The following is a 19,161-nucleotide window of genomic DNA, read 5'->3' as shown; positions in this document are numbered from 1 at the left end:
GATCGCCATGAAAACAATTTTATTTGTGATGAGTTTAATTCTGAGCCTGTCGGCATCTGCTGATGTGATGACTGACGTGAGTCAAATCCAGAAAGCCTGGGCTGAGGCGAATTATCAACTTGAGGATAAAGCACAGAAAACCGCGTTTGAAAGCCTGTTACTAGAGTCTGATCAGGTGGTGAAGCGTTACCCCGACTCAGCGGAAGCGTTAATCTGGCGCGGTATTGTCAGTTCCAGTTACGCTGGCATCAAAGGCGGTCTGGGCGCGTTGTCGCTGGCTAAAAATGCCAGAACTGACTTTGAACAGGCACTCAAAATCAACGACCAGGCACTGGAAGGTTCAGCGTATACCAGTCTTGGCACGCTGTATTTCAAAGTGCCCGGCTGGCCTCTGGGTTTCGGTGATGATGACCAGGCCGAGCAGTTGCTGAAAAAAGCCTTGACCATAAACCCTGACGGCATAGATAGTAATTATTTCTACGGCACGTTTTTACTGGATCAGCGCCAGTACCAGCAGGCTCAGCGCTATTTGCTCAAAGCCCGTCAGGCACCGGCAAGACCGGATCGGCCACTGGCTGACAAAGGCCGTCATCATGAGATTGAACAGGCCTTGCAACAACTAAAAAACCAGGAGAAAGCCAAGCAGCATGCAGGTTTTGCTCATTGAAGATGACCCTTCTCTGGCAGAAGGTCTGAAAAAATCACTGGACAGGGAAGGCTTTACTGTCAATCACCTGGCACGTGGCAAGCCGGCCATTCATGCCGTCAGCACAGCGGCACCGGATATGGTGGTGCTGGATCTGGGGCTGCCTGATATTGATGGCCAGGAAGTGCTCAAAGCCATTCGTAAAAAGGACGCCGAACTACCGGTATTAATCCTGACGGCCAGAGCATCGCTGGAAGACAAGGTGACAGGACTGGATAATGGTGCTGATGATTACCTGGCGAAACCGTTCGAAACGGATGAATTACTGGCCCGGCTGCGGGTGTTTGAACGTCGTTTGAGCAGTTTCAAGCATGCTGGCATGGCGATTGGTCCGGTGATGCTGGACAGCAAAGCGCAGGTGGTGACCGTTGACGGTCACGCTATCGACTTGTCCCGTCGTGAGTTCATGCTGCTTAAGATACTGATGGAGAACGCCGGTCGCGTGCAGACCCGTGACAGCCTGGAAAGTAAGCTTTACAGCTGGGGCGAGGAAATCGCCAGTAATGCCATTGAGGTGCACATTCATCATTTGCGCAAAAAGCTGCCTGAGCAATTTATCAGAACAGTGCGCGGCGTGGGCTACAGCATCAAACCGGCATGAAGTCGATCCGTCTATTTCTGCTGTTGTCGTTGTTGGCCACGATTACCCTGGTCAACTTCGTCGCCTTGCTGCATGGCTACCAGTCGAGCATGCAAAAGGCACAAAGCCTGTTTGATTCCAGGCTGGAAAGCACAGCCCGGCTGATTGCCTCGGCCAATTCCGAGCAGGCGGAGCGGCAGAGCATCGCCCAGCAACAAACGCCCTACAGCTATTTCCAGATTTGGGACAGTGGTGGCAAACAGTTGCTGACCCGATCGCAAAATGCCCCCGAGGCTGTGACAGGCGAGTTAGCTGAGGGCTTTCATGAGGTCAATCATGCCAGCTATCGCTGGCGTAATTATGTTTACCGTGATCAGCATCTGAATCGCTGGATTGTGGTGGCCGAGCGGATCGATATCCGCTATTCCCTGGCTGAAGAGGTCGTGCTTGAATCCCTGCTGCCGATTGTGCTGGCGATACCGATGGCGGCGCTGATTATCTGGCTGGCAGTGGGCGTGGGATTAAAACCGCTGAGGCAGTTTGCCGATCAGGTTCGCCATAAAAGAGCCGATGATTTGAGCCCGATTGAACTGGACAGAGTGCCGGCTGAGTTGACTGCCGTGGTGGGTAACACTAATGCTTTGCTGGGGCGGCTGGATGAGGCTTTCCACCGGGAGCAACGCTTTGCTTCCGATGCGGCCCACGAGTTACGAACCCCGATCAGTGTCCTCAAAGTGCATTTGCATAATCTTCGGCAGCGGCTGGGCAACGAAGATGAGGATATCGCACTGCTGAGAGCCGGTATTGAACGCATGGGCCATTTGATTGAACAGATCCTGGCACTGTATCGGACCTCACCCGATCAAGCCGCGGTCAAGTTCGAAAAAGTGGATATGTTGAAGCTGGCGCAGTCACTGATTGCCAGTGAATTTGTCCAGTTCGAACAAAAGCAGCAACAGATTGAACTCAGCGGTGATAACGTCGAGATTGAGGGTAATCGTTTTGCTTTAGAGACGTTGCTGCATAACTTGTTGAGCAATGCACATAAATACACGCCAGCCGGTGGTCAAATCCATATCCGGGTCAGACCGCTATCCGGAAAAGTAGCACTGACAGTGGAGGACTCCGGCCCTGGCATTCCAGAGGCCCAGTATGAGCGGGTGTTTGAACGCTTTTATCGCCTGCAGGGTGATCAACACGCCAGTGGCGAATTAGGTTGCGGGCTGGGTTTGACTATCGTTAAGCACATTGCCGATTTGCATCACGCGACCATCAAACTGGGCCCGTCGTCGATGGGGCAGGGATTAAGCGTCACGGTATTATTCCCTCAAGGGGAGCAGTCTTGAAAGTTATCCTGGTTTGTTTCGGTTTGATACTGAGTTATCTGCCTGTTGCCCATGCCGGTCCGCCGGTGATCGAAATTGAAATTCGCGATCATCTGTTTTATCCCGACACCGTACCGATCCCGGCTGACACCAAGGTCAAGTTGCTGGTGAAAAATCTGGATCCGACGGCGGAAGAATTTGAGAGTTATGAGCTCAACCGGGAAAAGGTCATTGCCGGCAACAGCGAAGCCATTATATTTATCGGTCCTTTGCCGGCCGGTGAGTATCCGTTTTTTGGTGAGTTCTTCCCCAAAACGGCCCAAGGCAAAGTGGTTGTGGAGTAAACCATGCTATTGAATGCGGTCATTATCATTTTGCGGGAAGTGCTGGAAGCAGCGTTAATTATCAGCGTCTTTTTGGCTCTGAGTCAGCTCCTTAATCGCAATTTGTGGTGGATGCTAGTGGCGCTGGTGCTGGGCTTTGGCGGGGCTTACGTTTATGCCGTTAATCTTGGACAGGTGTCGATGATGGCCGGCGGCACGGGCCAGGAAATCGTCAATGCCTGCCTTCACAGCCTGATCTTTCTCTGTCTGTTGTTGTTCATGATCAGTGTGCCACACCAGCAACATGTGAGTTGGCGTCTGCTCAACCTGGTGACCATTATCCTTGCCGTGATTACCGCTATCGTGCGTGAGGGCTCGGAAATTATTCTCTATATCAATGGCTTTATCGGTATTCCGGATTTGCTTAGCCCGGTGTTGATGGGCGGCGCTGTGGGGGCGGGGATCGGTCTCAGTGTAGGGGTGTTTTTCTATTATCTGTTGGTCAACATGCGCCGCAGCCATGGCATCTGGCTGGGTTACCTGATCCTGTTGCTGATAGGCGGCAGCATGGTGGCCCAGGCGGTTGAGTTTATGATCCAGGCTGATTACATTTCGGCGACCACGCCCATCTGGGACAGCTCTCATTGGATCAGCGAACGGTCTGCTGTCGGGCAGTTACTTTATGCGCTGGTCGGCTATGAAGCGACGCCAGCACCGCAACAAGCGGCTGCCTACTTCATCAGCATCGGCGTTTTAATTGCCGCTGCCGTCATCAGCTATACAATCAGAGGCAGAACCCCATGAAAACGCTTTGTGTAGTCCTCAGTCTGGTATTGCCCACTATAGCGATAGCCGACAATCTGACAATCGATAAGGTTTATCACCCTTATGTGCAGGCGATGGAGAAAGAGGTTGAATGGCGAATGGTGGCAGCTGATGGTGATCATTTGCAACGACTGGGAATCGGTCGGGCATTGAACGATCGGATCTTTGTAGAGGGCTATCTTATCGCTGCCGAAGAAGGGGACACGTTCCGTATGCAAGGCTATGAACTGGAAACCCGTTTGCAACTGACTGAGCAGGGCGAATATGCGATCGACTGGGGGCTGTTGCTGGAGTTGGAAAAGTCTCACAAAGAGGACGAATACGAACTGGCGACTGCACTACTGATGGAGAAGCAGTGGGGCCGGTGGGTCGGGGCAGCCAACATGTGGCTGGAATACGAGTGGGGCGATGCGGTCAAGGATGAGTTTGAAACGGCCACCGCTCTGCAGGCCCGTTATCGTTATTCACCCAAGTTTGAACCGGCGGTTGAATTTTATGCCGGTGAAAACACCCGAGCGCTGGGGCCAGTGGCGATGGGGGATATTCGCTTTGCAGCCGGTAAAAAACTGCACTGGGAGACTGGCGTGTTGTTGGGTCTGAGTGAGAAGACACCGGATGCGACCTTACGCGTACTGGCAGAGTATGAGTTCTAGACTTACTGTAAAGCCTGCTCTTGCATGCGTTTTTCCAGGTCGTTCCATAAAGACAGCTTGGACGCCTCACCCACACGTTGACCCTCACCACGGGATTTCGCCAGCCACAACCCGGTACCGTTAAAGCTGTATACCGGCACCAGATCGCGGCGCTGATTGGCCGGTTTGATATCGATAATCAGGTTATCCAGTACCAGCGGGGTGGCCCGCCGGGTTTCAAAGTAAGTCAGTACCATGTGGGCTTGATCGATTTCGGTAGCCTTGACGTAGGTGATCCGCAGCTTCTCCTCATCGACGCCCAGCTCTTTGAGGGTGAAGTACTTGGCGATGGAATAATCCTCACAATCACCAGCGCCGATGGAGAGCATTTCCAGCGGTGTTGCCCAGTAATCTTTTTGTTTCCACAGGTCGATGTCATTGAGAAACATCACGTTGGAATTGAAGAATTTGTTCACCAATTCCAGTTTCTCTTTTTCTGGTAAGTCATGGTTATCCGGATTAGCAACCAGATCACGCCAGTTCTCAACCCGTTTACGGGCAAATTTATTGTACTGACTCTCGATTTTAGCCAATACTTTTTCACTGATAGTGAGCTCGGCCAGACCGGGCAACGCTATCAGCAATGACACCATGATCAGTATCAGCATCGGGTTGAGGCGAATGCGCATAGCGGGATTTAGCCTTAGCGGCTGATTCCGTATATACCCGCTTGTTTGACCTTGTCGAAGTCCTCATCAGCTTCGACAGACTCGGCCAGTACACGTACCTCAATCAGGCTGCAGACTTCCTGAATCAACTCCAGGAAGTCTGCTTTACTGGCATTGCCGAGAATGTTGTGGGTCAGATCGCGTGCCAGTCGTATGTAGTCGATATGCATTTCACGCAGCCTGTCGATAGCGATAATATCGGCTGAATAGCGTTTCAGCAGCACCGTGGCACCCAGCGATTCGATATAACGGCTGAAGCTGTCGAAGGCATCCAGATCCTTGGCAGCGGCATAGGCCGTGACCGAGAAAGCCAGTTTGTAGTTATCAATGGCTGTCTGCTCCAGTCGTGTTTTGATCCATTGCCTGAAGCTGCTGGATGAGACCGACACCATCGACAAGTTGATCGTGATAGCGCTATCGATGTGCTGGTTTTCCATTGTGGTGATGATTTTGTTAACAATGGTTTTATCCAGTTCTTCCGCCAGATTAAATTCCTGTGCCACCGAGAAGAAGGTACCGATAGACAGCGATTGGCCTTGCTCATCTTTCACCACCGTAAAGGCCTCCTGCATCACTTTTTGCGGTGTTGGACCCTGATAGTTGTAGGCCTCAGCGGTGAAGGTGATTTCCAGACTGTTGTATCTTATGACATGGTTAATGGCATCACGCCACTGCTGTTCGCTCATTGAGCTGATGGAATTCTGCTTGATGAAATAAGCATTTTCTCCGATATTGCGAGCCTGTTCGTAGGCTTCGACCATGGCTGGCATCAGGCGATCGTATTCACTGGTCTTATCAAAGAACACAATGCCGCTGTGCAGCATATCCTCAAGCTGATATTTCGCTGCCAGGGCCTGTGTTGCCGTTTTCAGTTGCTCTGCCAGTGCGGTGGCAGAATCGGCATCAGAGAGTTCGGTGAGCAGTGCGAATTCAGAGCCATACAGCCGATAGGCATTGCCTTTATCCGCCACCACCTGGGTCAGCATTTCAGCAAAATCACGCAACAGACGGTCAGCTTCCTTATTGCCTTTGTCGCGGCTGATCGCTGCCAGGTCATCAAACTTGAAATAAAATACATACCCGGTCTCGCCAGTCGCCAATGCCCGTTTCACGTCGACGCCGAAAGTGACCTGGTTCAGAAGCCGCGTCAGATTATCCCGCTGCAGGCTGTCATTGAGCGCATCCAGACGGTTATTGAGTCGGCCAATGGTGTCACCGATCTTCTGCGACATACCATTCATAGACTGGGCTACATGACGTACTTCAGCGGTCCATGGCAGTTTGTCGAGCTTGACGAAATTGCCGCTGGAAATATCGTTGGCTTGTTTCTGAATCGCTTTTAATGGTTTCAGCGTGAGCCTCAGTACCAGCATCAGCAGAACAAACGCGCCAACAAAAACAATAATTGAGTAGAGCAGGGTTTCCTTGGCCTGCTCATAGAGCTTGAGATAGCCATATGACGGGTTGCTGCTGACATAGAGCATGCCCGAGATATTCCAGCCGGAACTGATTTCAGTCTGGGCCGTGGCGGTTTTCAGCGGCAGCATTCGAATCAGCCAGTCGGGCACCCCCTCCATCTGAACCGGATTGTTGAGCTGGACCAGGGTTTCGCCATCGACATTTTCCAGTCGCATTTCCTTGTAATAGCCCATATCGAAAATGGCATTCATCATGGTGCGCAGGATGGGATCATCCTCATCAGCCATATGTGGACTCATGGAGAGCCCCAGTGAGGTTGCCGTATCCTGAACATGAATCTCAGATTCAACTTCAAGATAATTTCGTATGTTGCTCATACTAAGGTAAAAACTGACTGAAAATACAATCAGAAATATCAGGCTGATCAGGACTAATAATTGCTTGGAGAGAGACATAAAACGTTCCTCGAGACAGGCCAATGCCAAATGAAGAAACCGGGCAGCGGGTCACTTGCATCCTGTCGCCGAGACGGTTTCCTGACAAACTGCGTCAACAATACCCGTAGTTGGCGAAGCGGGCAAGAAGCCACACCCGCCGCCGAATAGGCTTTAGTTTTAAATCAGCGATTGCTAGGATCAGCGTTTATCCAAGCAAGGTTACCCACATGCTCACCACCATGCTGCAGATGGGGCTGTTAATTGCCTTCGGTTCGCTATGGCAAATACTGGCCCCCAGGCATATCCCGGCACTGGCGCATCGCCGGGCCCTGACTGATCTGGTGTTCTATATATTGTTGCCGGCGCTGGTTGTCGATGTGATCTGGCGGGCACCGATTGATATCACGTCAATGAAAATCTCACTGATTGCGCTGTCAGGCCTGGCCGTATCAGCGCTGGTGATGAGTGTGGTACTGCGTTTTTATCGTTTAACCGGGACACAGAAAGGCGCCTTGCTGCTCGCTGCTGTGTTTCCCAATGCGACCTACCTGGGCTTACCTGTGACCAATCAGGTACTGGGAAGCTGGAGTAATTCGGTGGTGCTGCAGTACGACCTGTTTGCCTGCACGCCGGTGCTACTGACCCTGGGGATTATGCTGGCTCATCACTATGGCGCTGATGGCCGCGAAGTGCATCCTCTGCGTGAACTCACCAAGGTACCGCCACTCTGGGCTGTGACAGTCGCCATCGCGCTGAATCTGCTGGATGTGCCCAGACCGGAAATTGTCCACAATACCTTATCTACACTGTCGGGCGCTGTGGTGCCTTTGATGCTGATAGCACTGGGCATGAGTATTCGCTGGGATACCATGCGGCTGCGCATTCTTCCTCTGTTGCTGCCAGTGGCTCTATTGTCATTAATGGTCGCACCGGCGATGGCATTATGGGTCGGTCACGCGCTTGCGGTTCCCGAGCATATCGGCACAGCCACGGTATTGCTGGCAGCTATGCCGACGATGATTTTCGGGATAGTGATTTGTGAACGATATGGACTGGATACGGCGTTGTATGCGGCCGCCATCTTTATCACCACGGTGCTAAGCGTGGGCAGTCTGACAATCTGGTATCAGTTTTTACCGGCGGTGTAATCAGACCAGATAAACCCGGCGGTTTCGACAGCCTCAATCATCACCTGCATGGCCGTTTCAACCTGTGCGGCTTCGCCACGCAGGCTGAATAAGATATAAGGCTCTGCCGCCAGATGGGGCAGACTGGAAAGCAACAGGTCGGGGTAGTCATCGACGATCTGGTTCATCGTTTCCAGCAGATCCGATTCACGGCCCTTAGTAATCGTGATAGTGCGTTCGCTGCGCGGACGCAGGTCACGGACGTTTTTGTATTCATTATCCAGCAGCCATTCCACCATAGGCCAGGCCATTTCCGGAAAACCCGGCATAAAATGGTGGTCGTCAACACTGAAACCCGCCACACGATTGATCGGGTTGGGAATAAGACGGCAGCCCTCAGGCAGATGACCCATCAGAATACGATTGGGGTAGGCGGCTTCACCGAACTTGTCTTCAATTTCGCGAACAGCTTGCGGATGGGGTACCAGCGGCACGCCTTTCACATTTGCTGCGGTCTGCCGGGTGCGGTCATCGGGGGTCGCGCCAATGCCGCCGAAGCTGAACACCAGATCATCACCGGCCATGGAAAACCGCATGGCACGTTCCAGCTCCGCTGCATCATCGCCGACAATCAAGGTCCAACTCAGCTCGAGCCCGCGCTTGGCCAGGGTTTCCTGCAGAAAAGCAAAATGGCGATCCTGTCTTTTGCCACAAAGAATTTCATCACCGATGATTAAAGCGCCAATCTTCATCCAGCCGTTTGCTCCTGACGGTTACGCATAAAGTCTGCTGTCTGTACAAAGGATGACATTAATTGTTCGGCAAACAGCGGGTCAAGATCCATACTTTTTAATGCCTGAGCCATACAATATAGCCATTGGTCGCGTTCTTCGATGCCGATGGAAAAGGGCAGGTGTCTGGCGCGCAGGCGGGGATGACCAAATTTATCCGTAAATAGTGGGGGACCACCCATCCAGCCGCTCAAAAACATAAACAGCTTTTCTTCACTGCGACTGATGTCTTCAGGATGCAGATTGCGGATGAGTTGAGTCTGCTCGGTCTCAACCATGGTTCTATAAAAGGTTTGGCAGAGCTCTCTGACACCGGCTTCGCCGCCGATCCGCTCGTAAGGGGTTGCGATATTGGCCATATGAAATCTTGCTGAAAAATGCTTAGTTTATCCTGCCTGTTCAGACCGATAAAGCCAATCAAGGTTGCGAGCTGAGTCTCAGACCGGGATAATTGTGGAATTTTTGTGTAATCCAATTGAGGAGAAATCCGAATGAGCGAAAGAATTGTTATGCGTACAGGCGAAGCGCTGATCGGTGGTGGTCCTGCATTTACAGCCGCTGAACCAGAAGTTGTTATTGGTGAACTGGACGGCCCAGTCGGTACCGCGTTTGCTAACCTGATGGGCGACCAGGTCCAAGGTCACTCTCGCGTTCTGGCGCTGATGAACACTGACATGCAAGTGCGTCCTGCGACCATCATGGTCAGTAAAGTCACTGTTAAGAAAACCGCTTACACCAACATCCTCATGGGTACCGTACAAGGCGCGATTGCCAACGGTGTTCTGGATGCGGTCCGTAACGGCACCATCCCTAAAGAAAAAGCGAACGATCTGGGTATCATCGTCTCTGTTTGGTTGAACCCAAGCATCACCACGGTTGAAGACCTGGACCACGAAGCGCTGTTCAACATTCACCGCGAAGCGACTACCCGTGCTATCGAAAAAGCGATGAACAATGAACCAAGCATCGATTACCTGCTGGAAAACCAGGAAAAACTGGTTCACAAGTATTACCAGAAAGAACTCGATGCTAAAAAATAAACGCTAGGAAACTCAGCTGTTTAGCTGATGTCTCTTAGATAGAGGATTGATTCACAGCCTCGTATTTTTAACGGTCTGTCCATTTTTTGGATGGACCGTTTTTTTTGCTATGTATAATGAAGCCTATGACCAAACCCGCTCAGGCAGATATGGAACTCTATTCCATTGATAAATTGATGCATGAAACCCGGCAACTGGCTGCAAAATACCGTCAAACCACGGGCAGTACATTACCGGTCACCGGCGAAATTGCGCGCTTTGATGCCGCCAGAGCCCTGAACCTCGCGTTAATTGACGAGCCAGGCAGCGCCATTGATGCCGTGGGCCGTGAGGGTGAACGCCAGGATAAAAAGATTATCATCAAGGGGCGGGCGATTTTCGACAGCAGCCGCACCAGCCCCCGTATTGGTCAACTGAACCCGCAACAGGACTGGGATCTGGCTGTGCTGGTTCTGTTTGATGACAATTACGAACCGGAAGAAATCTATGAAGCCAGCCGCGAAGCGGTGGCAGATGCTTTGGAGGGTAAGAAAGACAGTGGCCGTAAAAAACGCGGCGCTATGTCGATAAAGCAGTTCAAGATTATTGGTGAACGGGTCTGGACCCGGGAAAACGGGCTGGAACAGGAAGTCTGGGACAGCCAGCAATAGCAGAGGGAAAGCTGATGAGCGTAGGTGGATTTATTTTCTGGGGCCTGGTGGCCGTGTTGCTGGTTTATATTGTTGTGATCTACAACAATCTGGTCAGCCTCAAACATAACGTCAGTAAAGCCTGGTCCAATATTGATGTGTTACTCAAACAGCGTCATGACGAGTTGCCCAAACTGGTTGAAACCTGCCGCCAGTACATGCAGTACGAACAGGAAACCCTGGAAAAAGTCATGCAGGCCCGCGCTTCGGTCGCCAGTGCCCAACAGCAGGGCGATGTTAGCCAACTGGGGCAGGCTGAAGGTGCCCTGAGGCTGGGACTCGGTAACCTGTTTGCTCTGGCTGAAGCCTATCCGGATTTGAAAGCGGATGAGACCTTTCAGCATCTGCAGGCGCGCATTACCGGCCTGGAGAATGCCATTGCCGACCGCCGCGAGTTTTATAACGAAAGCGTCAACATCAACAACGTGCGTATCGAACAATTTCCGGATGTGATTATTGCCCGGACATTTAACTTCAAAGCCTTTACCCTGCTGGAATTCAGTGCCGAGGAGACCGCAGACGTTAATCTGCGCAGTTTGTTTGAGCAGTAATGCAGGACTTGCTGGCCAACATTGCCGCTGAATTGCGCCAACTCAGTGGCGTGGAGTTCTGGATCGGGGCTGCTGTGGCCATTGCCATTACCCTGTATTTGTTCTGGCGTATGGTGTGCTGGTATCAGCATGCACGGTTGATTGAAAATATTCCCACTGCCCGCATTCGTTCGGCACCACAGGGCTATATTGAGTTGATTGGGGAAGCAAAAATGATGGAAGGACCTATCATCATTTCCCCGTTATCGATGACCCGCTGCGTCTGGTTCTCCTACAAAATTGAAGAAAAAGTCCGTGAATATTCCGGCAAGGGGCGGTTTCACTCGCGTTGGCGCCTGGTTAAACAGCAAACCAGTGAAGAAATATTTATGCTTGCCGATGGCACCGATGAATGCGCCATTGACCCGGATGATGCCCAGGTGATTACCCGCGATACCCGGGTCTGGTATAAACGTGATGTCGTGCCACCCAGACGTTATACAGAAAAAACGATTCTTGAAGGCGAGCCGCTTTATGCCATGGGCTTTTTCAAGAGCGTTGCCTCGGTACAGGATCAGACTATTCGCCGGCAGGTGAGCCTCAAACTGCGCGAATGGAAACAGGACCCGAATCAACTGCTGGATAAATACGACACCGATCAGGACGGCGAAATCAGCCCGCAGGAATGGCAGCAAGCCCGGCATGATGCCAACCTGCAGGTTAAACGTGATATCGGTCAGCGTGCCAAAATGAAACAACTCAGCATCATGCGCAGCAGCCCGCACAAAAGCCAGCCTTATATCCTGTCCACCGTGCCGGAGGAGAAGCTGGTATCGCTTTATCAGCGTTATGCTCTGGCCGCGTTGAGCGGTTTTCTGGTGCTGGGCATGATGATTGTCTGGTCCATCAATCAAAGATTAGTGATCTGATGAGTAACGATATTGAACAGATTTTTGCCGAGGGCGGATTGCTGTCGCAGCATATCGATCATTACAGTGCCCGAGAGCAGCAAATCGAAATGGCAGCAAAAGTTGCCGAAGCCTTAGCCGATGGCGAAACGCTGATCGCCGAGGCTGGCACCGGCACCGGTAAAACTTTTGCCTACCTGGCACCCGCCATGTTGTCGGGCCAGAAAGTATTTGTTTCTACCGGCACTAAAAACCTTCAGGATCAATTGTTTAAAAAAGACTTGCCGAAACTGCGTGAAGTCTTGTCAGTGCCGTTAAATGCGGCCTTACTCAAAGGTCGCAGCAATTATTTATGTCACTACCGGCTCGGTCTTGCCGAAGGAGAACCTGCCGGTGAGGTTCAGCAGCATACTCTGAGTGAACTTCGCCAATGGTTGGGTACGACCCACTCCGGTGATCTCAGTGAAACTGATTTGCTGGAAGAGCAGTCACCGCTCTGGCCTAAAGTCACCTCCACTGTCGATAATTGCCTTGGCCAGCAGTGCCCCGATTATGACGACTGTTTTATCGTCGAAGCCCGCCGTAAAGCACAGGAAGCCGATATTGTGATTGTGAATCACCACCTTCTGATGTCGGATATGGCACTGAAGGCCTCGGGGCAGGGCGAGGTGCTGCCTGATGCCGATGCCTTTATCATCGATGAGGCCCATCAACTGCCGGCGATTGCCAGTCAGTTCCTGGGTCACCGAGTCAGCAGCCATCAGTTGCAGGAACTGAGCCGCGACAGTATCCGTGAAATGGAACTGGAAGCCAGTGATATGGCTGACATTCGGGATGCTGCCGAAAAACTGGATAGCCGGCTGCATCAACTCAAGATGGCATTGGGCGATAATGAACAGCGCTTGCCCTGGCATCAGTGCCTGCAGCGTTATCCGGATGCACGCGACAAGCTGGACAATGTCATCAGCAGTGTGGAAAAACTGGCAGAAACGCTGGAGCCCGCTAGCGAGCGGAGCAGGGGGCTGGAACAGTGTTATCAGCGTTGTGAGGATCTGATTCAGCGCCTGACCATCTTCAGTGACAACGACCAGGACGACAACCTGGTGTTGTGGCTGGATGTCCGCGGCAGCGGTTTTATTCTGCACGCCACGCCGCAGGAAGTCAGCGACCATTTCCAGCAGTGGATTGCCGACAAACCGGCCAGTTGGATCTTTACCTCGGCGACATTGACCGTGGCCGGCAAATTCAACAATTTTGTGCAGCAACTGGGGCTGGACGATCCGGTCACTGCCAGTTGGCAAAGCCCGTTTGATTATGGTCGTCAGAGCCTGTTGTATATGCCATCAATTCCGGTTGAGCCCTCACAGCCCGGCTATAACAACCATGTGGCAGAGGTCGCCCGCTCGGTGATCGAACACAGTCGTGGCCGCACCTTCCTGTTGTTTACCAGTTACCGGGCTTTGCATGAAGTCGCCGATGCGCTGGCAGATATGGACTACCCGATGCTGGTGCAGGGCAGTCGCGCCAAGAACCAATTACTGGCCGAGTTTCGTGAACATGGCAATGCGGTTCTGCTGGGAACCAACAGTTTCTGGGAAGGCGTGGATGTGCGCGGTGAAGCGCTGTCCTGCGTGTTAATTGACAAGATTCCTTTTGCCTCACCAGGCGACCCGGTACTGGAAGCGCGGATCAATCATTTAAGAGAGCGGGGCGGTAATCCGTTTCGTTCGATTCAGATCCCGTCAGCGGTGATCCAACTTAAACAGGGGATTGGCCGTCTGATCAGGGATACCCAGGATGCCGGGGTGTTGGTGCTCTGTGATCCACGCTTTTTGAGCAAACCTTATGGCAAGGTCTTTATGCGCAGCCTGCCGCCGATGCCCATTACCCAGAACATCGAGGATGTGGCCGATTTTTTTAACGTTGAGCCTGTCGCCTAGTTCAAATCCGCAGCGAATTGCTTAAGCAGATCCATGGGAATGATCTCAGTGGCACGCTGATGGGTACCGGCGAGGTATATCTTGGGTGCCATATTATGTTGGTAGGCTTCCAGCCAACGTGCGGCACACAAACACCAGCGATCGCCTTCCTTAAGTCCGGGAAAGCCGAACTCTTCCATGGGAGTCGTCAGGTCATTACCACGAAAGCGAGAATATTCCAGAAACTCGCGGTTTACCTGTGCGCAGACCGTATGCTGACCATAATCGGCATCGCTGGTATTACAGCAACCATCCCGATAAAAGCCGGTCAATGGCGTTTCACTGCAGGTTTCCAAGGGCTCGCCAAATACATTCAATGATTCATCTCTATCCATAAATCACCTGATTTTCCTCAGTATTTTCATAAATTTACCGTCGATATTGTAATCATACTATGCAGTAATTATTCAGAACTTAGCCGCTTGCACAGCTTGGATGAACCAAGCCATGCAATTTCAGTATGCGCTGATGCTGGGGCCAGAATAGATCTACGACTCTCTAATTGAGATGAATATTGCCGTCCAACTTGTGATGAATGTCCAGCTCCGGCACGTCCAGTGTCATACTGACATTCAGATTTTCTGTGCCTTTGAGCTTTTTGTCGTCCAGCGCCCGAATCACAGCATGCTCGATTTCACGCTGGGCGTTGATGCCGACTTGTTTAAGGAATTTGCGAATATCCATGTTGAAGGTATCTTCATTCATGATATTGCTCCTGTACGAAGTTAATCGTACTTAATGTATTTAAAGCGCGGATCGTCAGGTGTGCCCGTTAATGCGCCTTCTTCCAGGCCAGGCTGCCACATGATGACTTCCTCAATTTTTTTGGCCAATTCAAAGTCTTTGTCGGTGATGCCCTTAGCCGCGTGGTTGACCAGTTTAACGATGACAAAGGCATAAGATACCGTCAGATCAGGGTGGTGAAACGCTGCTTCGGCCAGGTGACCGACCGTGTTGACCACCATCAGCGTTGATTTCCAGCTAGTGGTCTTATACTTACGGCGAATCCAGCCATTTTCCAGATACCAGTTGGGCAATTCGTCTTTGAGCCTGGCTTCAACCTCTTCATCAGAATAGGTTTTCTCTTTGCCGTCATCTCTCCAGCTCATGGTTATCTCCTGTATTGAATAAGTTAATTGTACGCCCAGTTAGACATATTTGAATAACACTGTCAAAGAACGAAAATTGCCCGAAAGTGGCTTGTATCAGGGATTTGAAGGAGTAAGATGAAGCTGTAACAGACTTATTTGAACAAGGGGAGTGATCATGAATGATGCCGCCAGCTTCAGAGAAGTAGGTTTTCTTTCCGAACAATGCTGTCACGGCGACTTAGCCACTGAAATCAAACAAAGTGGATACTACACAGTATGCAAAGATCTCAATCAGCTAGGACAATCAGTCCTCAACCACTGCCGCATTCACCCTGATGATGAAAAAGAAGTCTACCTGACGCTGCATTTTCAGCGCATGCTGTCGCATTTCCAGTCGATCGTCATCATGTCCGAACGCGGTATGACCCACCAGGTCGAGATCATGACCCGCTGCATGCTGGAGCTATTATTCAACCTGGTCGCATATCATCAGAACGACGAGCTGCTGGAAGCGATGATCGTCGGCGATGACGATCAGAGAAGGGAAGTGCTGATCAAGCTCTATAACGCGCAACTGGAAACCCGGGACTTCACCGACAGCGAAATGGCGCACCTGGAACAGGTCATTAACAGCGCCGATAAAATTGACCGGGGTGATATTCACGTCTTTATGAAAGCCGAACTGGCCGGATTGCTGAATGAATATCGCACCACATATCCGTTATTAAGCGAGAGCGTGCACAGCAGCCTGCATTCATTACAAGCTGATCTGGAAATTGATGAAGCCTCTGACTCGATTGTCGGGATCAATACCAGGGCTGATCACCAAGACAAAATGTCGTCACTGATGATGACTGCGAGTGATTACCTGATGTCCGGCATTGAAATCATGATGAAGATTCACAAACAATCTGATGATCACTTAGCCACATTGGAAAGCATAAAAAAAGAAGCCCAGGAAGTCTGGAAACATATCGTGGTAAAAGTCTCACACCGATAACAACACGGTCATTTTAATTTATCTTATGACCAAGCCCGGTGATTAAGTGCCGGGCTATTTTTGTGCTTTCAGATTTTAAAATCTGTGAGGGTGAGCCCAGAAAACTCACCTGAAAAGCAAATTCTGAGACCTAAATATCTATGATAGGAGAGATTGGGTTGTGAGTATTCACATCTTTCTCTGATAGCATATATAAATAGTCAATTTAACATAATATACAGTATTGTACCACCAAAGCGAAAAAAGACAGGGGGAACAATAACTTAGCGGTTGCCCTGCCTGCTTGCTTTTGCAAATTACTCATACTTAACAGCACTTCTCGACCATGCTCTGTCTTGCACCGTTCAGACGCCAGTAGAGCCATTACATCGCTTTCTGGTATCCCTAACCTTTGCGCAATATCAAGCGCAACGTCCTCAGATAAAGTTCTTCCACTTTTGCAAAGCGAGACTTCTGCTCTCGATATATTTAGCGCCTGCGCTGCTTTGTAATCGCTCTTCAAACCGTTGCGCTGCTTGAACATCGTAATTAAATCGTAGCTTCTCATTACGCCCTTCCTCTTCTTCTTAGTGACGGTTACAGACTATAAACGTTGCAAAAGGTTTGACAAGTTTCAAAAGAGTAACTACGTTACGGAACTGTAACAACCGCAACAGCTTCTCGTAGCCCGTTTGCGTAAGTCCTGCCTCCTGAGGGTCTCTTTTGCGGTTGCCCTACCTCAAAGGGAGTCAGGCAGCTTTTTTAGGAGTAACCGCAAAATGCTCATTGATGAACTCACAACAACCGGACTCTTCTGGCTGATAGTAAAAGCAAACATTGCAAGCGCTGTACTCATAACAATTATGGGTCTAATCGCTAGCGGCCTTTTCAGTGCAATAGCATGGGTAATCGTCAGATGAAACTATCAAACGGCACATGGTTCACCATCGGATTCTGTGTAATCCCCCTGATTCTGGCGGCGCTAGCCGCCTGAATCAAAGCGAAGCGCGGTAGCGCGTAGCCTAGACTTGAACAGGGAACACTTAAGGACGAAGAATGGAAAACAACCGCAAAAACAGTCACCAATCAGAACCAGTTAGAACACTGCATGATATCTACGGTGTCGTCTTCGATGATAGAAACACTGGAAAGGGCTGGTATACCAAAGTCACAACGTTCACATCCGGCGACGTTGAATGCCTCGCCATGAAACTGGACAGCGACCAAGCAATCAGGAAGGGCGGTGGAGCAAAGCGCGAACATTCAGATAAGCAGGAAATGGATGAATTAGTGCTGAGAAAGTCTCAGCAGCGGGCAAAGAAAACAGTTCGCCACAAAGCCATGATGATGAACGCCGATAGAATGCTGACCCTCACCTACAGGGAAAACATGACCAGCATCGACCAAGCATGGGCTGACCTAAAACGATTCAGCAGATTGATGAAGGAAGAGTTTGGTGATGACTGGCAATACATCTGCGTCCCTGAATTTCAAAAGCGCGGCGCTGTTCATTTCCACATGGCCATAAGTGGATTTTTTCCAGTCAAACAAGTCCGCAAGCACTGGCGCAAGGTCGTCACAGAGGGAAACATTGATATAACTTCCCCACGCAAAGCCATTGATAAAGCCAGTTGGAACCCAAAGAGAATCGCCTCATATCTCGGCAAATACCTAACCAAGACAGACAGCGTCCAGTTCAACAAGCGCCGTTTCTCATCAACCAATATCCCGCCAGCCCCATTTGTCACAGGCTGGCTTCCAATCACAGTCGGACTCCCTGTAGAAATCGTCTTATCACGAATCATCAGAGACCTGACATACCGTGAGCCCTCTGACTTCTACGAAACGTCAGAATCCTACTTTCCTTTAATTATCGTATCCACCTAGGAGAACCGCTATGACACAACAAATCATCGAGTTCGAACACCAAAAGAAATCACAGGTAATGGAGTCAACCATGCCGAACGGTGCTAAACGCTACCGAGTAACGCAGCCTGCATTGCTCTTCACTCCAGGCGAAAAGTACCCAGACAAGTTCGATTACTACCTGTACAACGGCGACGACATCAATACCGCAAATAGTGTCCAGCCAAACCCAGTTGGTCGCTACAACTTCAAGCCAAACGCAATTGGCGTCCGTTCCTCTTTCGGCATCATGGAGCTGAACCTCGATGCCAGTGAAATCGAACCCGTTCAGAGCAACAAGGCCAACTAGAAATGAATGAACGCCTGCTAGTAATCCTTGCGCTGCTGGTCACAGTCACACTCGCCGTATCAACTTCGGTCAGTGCTGAACCAGCAACTGAGGAAAGCTTGCAGGCGCTCGAAGCAACCGTCACGCAAAGCAATATGCTCACAATGATCATTGCGCACGTCGTGACATTGATTCTCGGATTTATGGCAGGTCAGCAAAGATGAGTATCGAATCAACACTCATTGGGACACTGCTGCTTGCCTTCGCATCAGGCTACGCCTCAGGCCTGATATACAAATTTTTGAGGCAAATCGGGGAGCAAGTTTAGCTCCAAACCTTTTTTTCATAACGTCGGGAGACAGTGATGAAATTTATTAACCAAGCAAAACGCTACGGCACTGCTGTAGTTACCACAGGCACCGCAATGGTGTATTCAACCGCGTCACACGCAGCACTGACTGCAACTGACGTTCAGCCAGTAGCTGACGAGATCGTCGCCGATGCAGGCATCGTCTTCGGTATTATGATTCTGGCTGTCGGTACTGTATTGGCAATGTCAATCGGTATCAAACTGACTAAACGCTTCGGCAACAAAATTTAGTCACCATGAACCCAGTAATCAGGTATGCAGTCGCGGCCCTGCTCTTGCTGGGTTCAACTATATCAATAGCAGACACAGGCAGTTGGTGGCAGGGCACATACAGAAGAACTGACCATCCTACAGTGCAGTTTGGTGAAACCCTATACCAAACCCAGCCAACCCTAGCATACTGCCGAACTCTTAACCCATTCCACGGTGAAGACACAGGCAAAAGATATACAAGGCTCGTAGATAACTCACCAACAAATTACCAATGC

Annotated in this window: 25 protein-coding genes; 17 read left to right on the top strand and 8 right to left on the bottom strand. The window is 50.7% G+C overall.

Features of this window, described 5'->3' with window-relative positions:
• The first annotated feature begins 7 nt into the window (after window positions 1–7).
• From Q0X64_RS08255 to Q0X64_RS08230, 6 genes are read left to right on the top strand one after another with little or no spacing between them, the layout of a single operon-like run.
• Window positions 8–667, top strand: coding sequence for a tetratricopeptide repeat protein (locus tag Q0X64_RS08255; protein ID WP_297811208.1), 660 nt, complete (start codon window positions 8–10; stop codon window positions 665–667).
• Entirely contained in the window at window positions 648–1,307 is a 660-nt protein-coding gene (locus tag Q0X64_RS08250) for a response regulator transcription factor (RefSeq protein WP_297811203.1), read from the top strand. Before Q0X64_RS08255 ends, Q0X64_RS08250 begins: the two co-directional genes overlap by 20 nt.
• Window positions 1,304–2,632, top strand: a complete 1,329-nt coding sequence (locus tag Q0X64_RS08245) for an ATP-binding protein (protein WP_297811200.1) — start codon at window positions 1,304–1,306, stop codon at window positions 2,630–2,632. Before Q0X64_RS08250 ends, Q0X64_RS08245 begins: the two co-directional genes overlap by 4 nt.
• A complete protein-coding gene (locus Q0X64_RS08240; protein WP_297811197.1) occupies window positions 2,629–2,955 on the top strand; it encodes a cupredoxin domain-containing protein in 327 nt (108 codons plus the stop codon). The genes Q0X64_RS08245 and Q0X64_RS08240 overlap by 4 nt, the downstream gene beginning before the upstream one ends.
• Window positions 2,956–2,958: 3 nt before the next feature.
• Window positions 2,959–3,738: an FTR1 family protein gene (locus Q0X64_RS08235; RefSeq protein WP_297811193.1), complete on the top strand. Its 780-nt coding sequence runs from the start codon at window positions 2,959–2,961 to the stop codon at window positions 3,736–3,738.
• Complete coding sequence (locus Q0X64_RS08230; RefSeq protein ID WP_297811190.1) at window positions 3,735–4,412, top strand: hypothetical protein; 678 nt, start codon at window positions 3,735–3,737, stop codon at window positions 4,410–4,412. The genes Q0X64_RS08235 and Q0X64_RS08230 overlap by 4 nt, the downstream gene beginning before the upstream one ends.
• Before the next feature lie 2 nt (window positions 4,413–4,414).
• Here the strand turns inward: Q0X64_RS08230 and Q0X64_RS08225 are convergent, their stop codons facing one another.
• Window positions 4,415–5,080 carry a transglutaminase-like cysteine peptidase gene (locus tag Q0X64_RS08225; RefSeq protein ID WP_297811187.1) on the bottom strand — a complete coding sequence of 222 codons (666 nt, stop codon included), beginning with the start codon at window positions 5,078–5,080 and terminating at the stop codon, window positions 4,415–4,417.
• A gap of 14 nt (window positions 5,081–5,094) precedes the next feature.
• Entirely contained in the window at window positions 5,095–6,993 is a 1,899-nt protein-coding gene (locus Q0X64_RS08220) for a LapD/MoxY N-terminal periplasmic domain-containing protein (protein ID WP_297811184.1), read from the bottom strand.
• 209 nt (window positions 6,994–7,202) lie between these two features.
• Here Q0X64_RS08220 and Q0X64_RS08215 point away from each other — a divergent pair, with 209 nt between their 5' ends.
• A complete protein-coding gene (locus Q0X64_RS08215) occupies window positions 7,203–8,123 on the top strand; it encodes an AEC family transporter (protein WP_297811181.1) in 921 nt (306 codons plus the stop codon).
• On the opposite strand, the gene Q0X64_RS08210 is transcribed toward Q0X64_RS08215, so the two are convergent.
• Both Q0X64_RS08210 and Q0X64_RS08205 read right to left on the bottom strand, forming a co-directional pair.
• Window positions 8,102–8,854 carry a molybdopterin-binding protein gene (locus tag Q0X64_RS08210; protein ID WP_297811178.1) on the bottom strand — a complete coding sequence of 251 codons (753 nt, stop codon included), beginning with the start codon at window positions 8,852–8,854 and terminating at the stop codon, window positions 8,102–8,104. The genes Q0X64_RS08215 and Q0X64_RS08210 overlap by 22 nt on opposite strands.
• Window positions 8,851–9,252, bottom strand: a complete 402-nt coding sequence (locus Q0X64_RS08205) for a group II truncated hemoglobin (protein ID WP_297811175.1) — start codon at window positions 9,250–9,252, stop codon at window positions 8,851–8,853. The genes Q0X64_RS08210 and Q0X64_RS08205 overlap by 4 nt, the downstream gene beginning before the upstream one ends.
• 132 nt (window positions 9,253–9,384) lie before the next feature.
• On the opposite strand from Q0X64_RS08205, the gene fae reads away from it, so the two are divergent.
• The 5 genes from fae (at window position 9,385) to Q0X64_RS08180 (ending at window position 14,000) form a co-directional block, all read left to right on the top strand.
• Window positions 9,385–9,933, top strand: coding sequence for a formaldehyde-activating enzyme (gene fae, locus Q0X64_RS08200; RefSeq protein ID WP_297811171.1), 549 nt, complete (start codon window positions 9,385–9,387; stop codon window positions 9,931–9,933).
• Window positions 9,934–10,058: 125 nt separating this feature from the next.
• Window positions 10,059–10,583, top strand: a complete 525-nt coding sequence (locus tag Q0X64_RS08195; RefSeq protein ID WP_297811169.1) for a hypothetical protein — start codon at window positions 10,059–10,061, stop codon at window positions 10,581–10,583.
• 14 nt (window positions 10,584–10,597) lie between these two features.
• Window positions 10,598–11,173 carry a LemA family protein gene (locus tag Q0X64_RS08190; protein ID WP_297811167.1) on the top strand — a complete coding sequence of 192 codons (576 nt, stop codon included), beginning with the start codon at window positions 10,598–10,600 and terminating at the stop codon, window positions 11,171–11,173.
• Window positions 11,173–12,081, top strand: a complete 909-nt coding sequence (locus tag Q0X64_RS08185; RefSeq protein ID WP_297811165.1) for a hypothetical protein — start codon at window positions 11,173–11,175, stop codon at window positions 12,079–12,081. The genes Q0X64_RS08190 and Q0X64_RS08185 overlap by 1 nt, the downstream gene beginning before the upstream one ends.
• On the top strand, window positions 12,081–14,000 hold the full coding sequence (locus Q0X64_RS08180) for an ATP-dependent DNA helicase (RefSeq protein WP_297811162.1): 1,920 nt from the start codon (window positions 12,081–12,083) through the stop codon (window positions 13,998–14,000). The genes Q0X64_RS08185 and Q0X64_RS08180 overlap by 1 nt, the downstream gene beginning before the upstream one ends.
• On the opposite strand, the gene Q0X64_RS08175 is transcribed toward Q0X64_RS08180, so the two are convergent.
• The 3 genes from Q0X64_RS08175 to Q0X64_RS08165 all read right to left on the bottom strand — a co-directional run bounded on the left by Q0X64_RS08175 (window position 13,997) and on the right by Q0X64_RS08165 (window position 15,148).
• Complete coding sequence (locus Q0X64_RS08175; RefSeq protein ID WP_297811159.1) at window positions 13,997–14,374, bottom strand: DUF2237 domain-containing protein; 378 nt, start codon at window positions 14,372–14,374, stop codon at window positions 13,997–13,999. The two genes, Q0X64_RS08180 and Q0X64_RS08175, sit on opposite strands and share 4 nt — an antisense overlap.
• Before the next feature lie 163 nt (window positions 14,375–14,537).
• The gene (locus Q0X64_RS08170) at window positions 14,538–14,744 is read right to left on the bottom strand and encodes a DUF6494 family protein (protein ID WP_297811157.1); all 207 of its coding nucleotides are present in this window, start codon (window positions 14,742–14,744) and stop codon (window positions 14,538–14,540) included.
• A gap of 20 nt (window positions 14,745–14,764) precedes the next feature.
• Window positions 14,765–15,148: a 4a-hydroxytetrahydrobiopterin dehydratase gene (locus tag Q0X64_RS08165; protein ID WP_297811154.1), complete on the bottom strand. Its 384-nt coding sequence runs from the start codon at window positions 15,146–15,148 to the stop codon at window positions 14,765–14,767.
• A 157-nt stretch (window positions 15,149–15,305) separates the two neighbouring features.
• Between Q0X64_RS08165 and Q0X64_RS08160 the strand changes: the two genes are divergently transcribed.
• Complete coding sequence (locus Q0X64_RS08160; RefSeq protein ID WP_297811151.1) at window positions 15,306–16,130, top strand: DUF5677 domain-containing protein; 825 nt, start codon at window positions 15,306–15,308, stop codon at window positions 16,128–16,130.
• A gap of 205 nt (window positions 16,131–16,335) precedes the next feature.
• Here the strand turns inward: Q0X64_RS08160 and Q0X64_RS08155 are convergent, their stop codons facing one another.
• Window positions 16,336–16,677, bottom strand: coding sequence for a hypothetical protein (locus Q0X64_RS08155; RefSeq protein ID WP_297811148.1), 342 nt, complete (start codon window positions 16,675–16,677; stop codon window positions 16,336–16,338).
• Window positions 16,678–17,165: 488 nt separating this feature from the next.
• On the opposite strand from Q0X64_RS08155, the gene Q0X64_RS08150 reads away from it, so the two are divergent.
• From Q0X64_RS08150 to Q0X64_RS08135, 4 genes are all read left to right on the top strand, one after another.
• Window positions 17,166–17,996 carry a hypothetical protein gene (locus tag Q0X64_RS08150; protein ID WP_297811145.1) on the top strand — a complete coding sequence of 277 codons (831 nt, stop codon included), beginning with the start codon at window positions 17,166–17,168 and terminating at the stop codon, window positions 17,994–17,996.
• A gap of 10 nt (window positions 17,997–18,006) precedes the next feature.
• Window positions 18,007–18,324, top strand: coding sequence for a hypothetical protein (locus Q0X64_RS08145; protein ID WP_297811142.1), 318 nt, complete (start codon window positions 18,007–18,009; stop codon window positions 18,322–18,324).
• A 2-nt stretch (window positions 18,325–18,326) separates the two neighbouring features.
• The gene (locus Q0X64_RS08140) at window positions 18,327–18,527 is read left to right on the top strand and encodes a hypothetical protein (protein WP_297811139.1); all 201 of its coding nucleotides are present in this window, start codon (window positions 18,327–18,329) and stop codon (window positions 18,525–18,527) included.
• Window positions 18,528–18,667: 140 nt separating this feature from the next.
• Window positions 18,668–18,904: a hypothetical protein gene (locus Q0X64_RS08135; protein WP_297811136.1), complete on the top strand. Its 237-nt coding sequence runs from the start codon at window positions 18,668–18,670 to the stop codon at window positions 18,902–18,904.
• Window positions 18,905–19,161 lie beyond the last annotated feature (257 nt).

The organism is uncultured Methylophaga sp. (assembly GCF_947259025.1).
Classification (GTDB): domain Bacteria; phylum Pseudomonadota; class Gammaproteobacteria; order Nitrosococcales; family Methylophagaceae; genus Methylophaga.
This window is presented reverse-complemented; position numbering and strand designations above follow the sequence as displayed.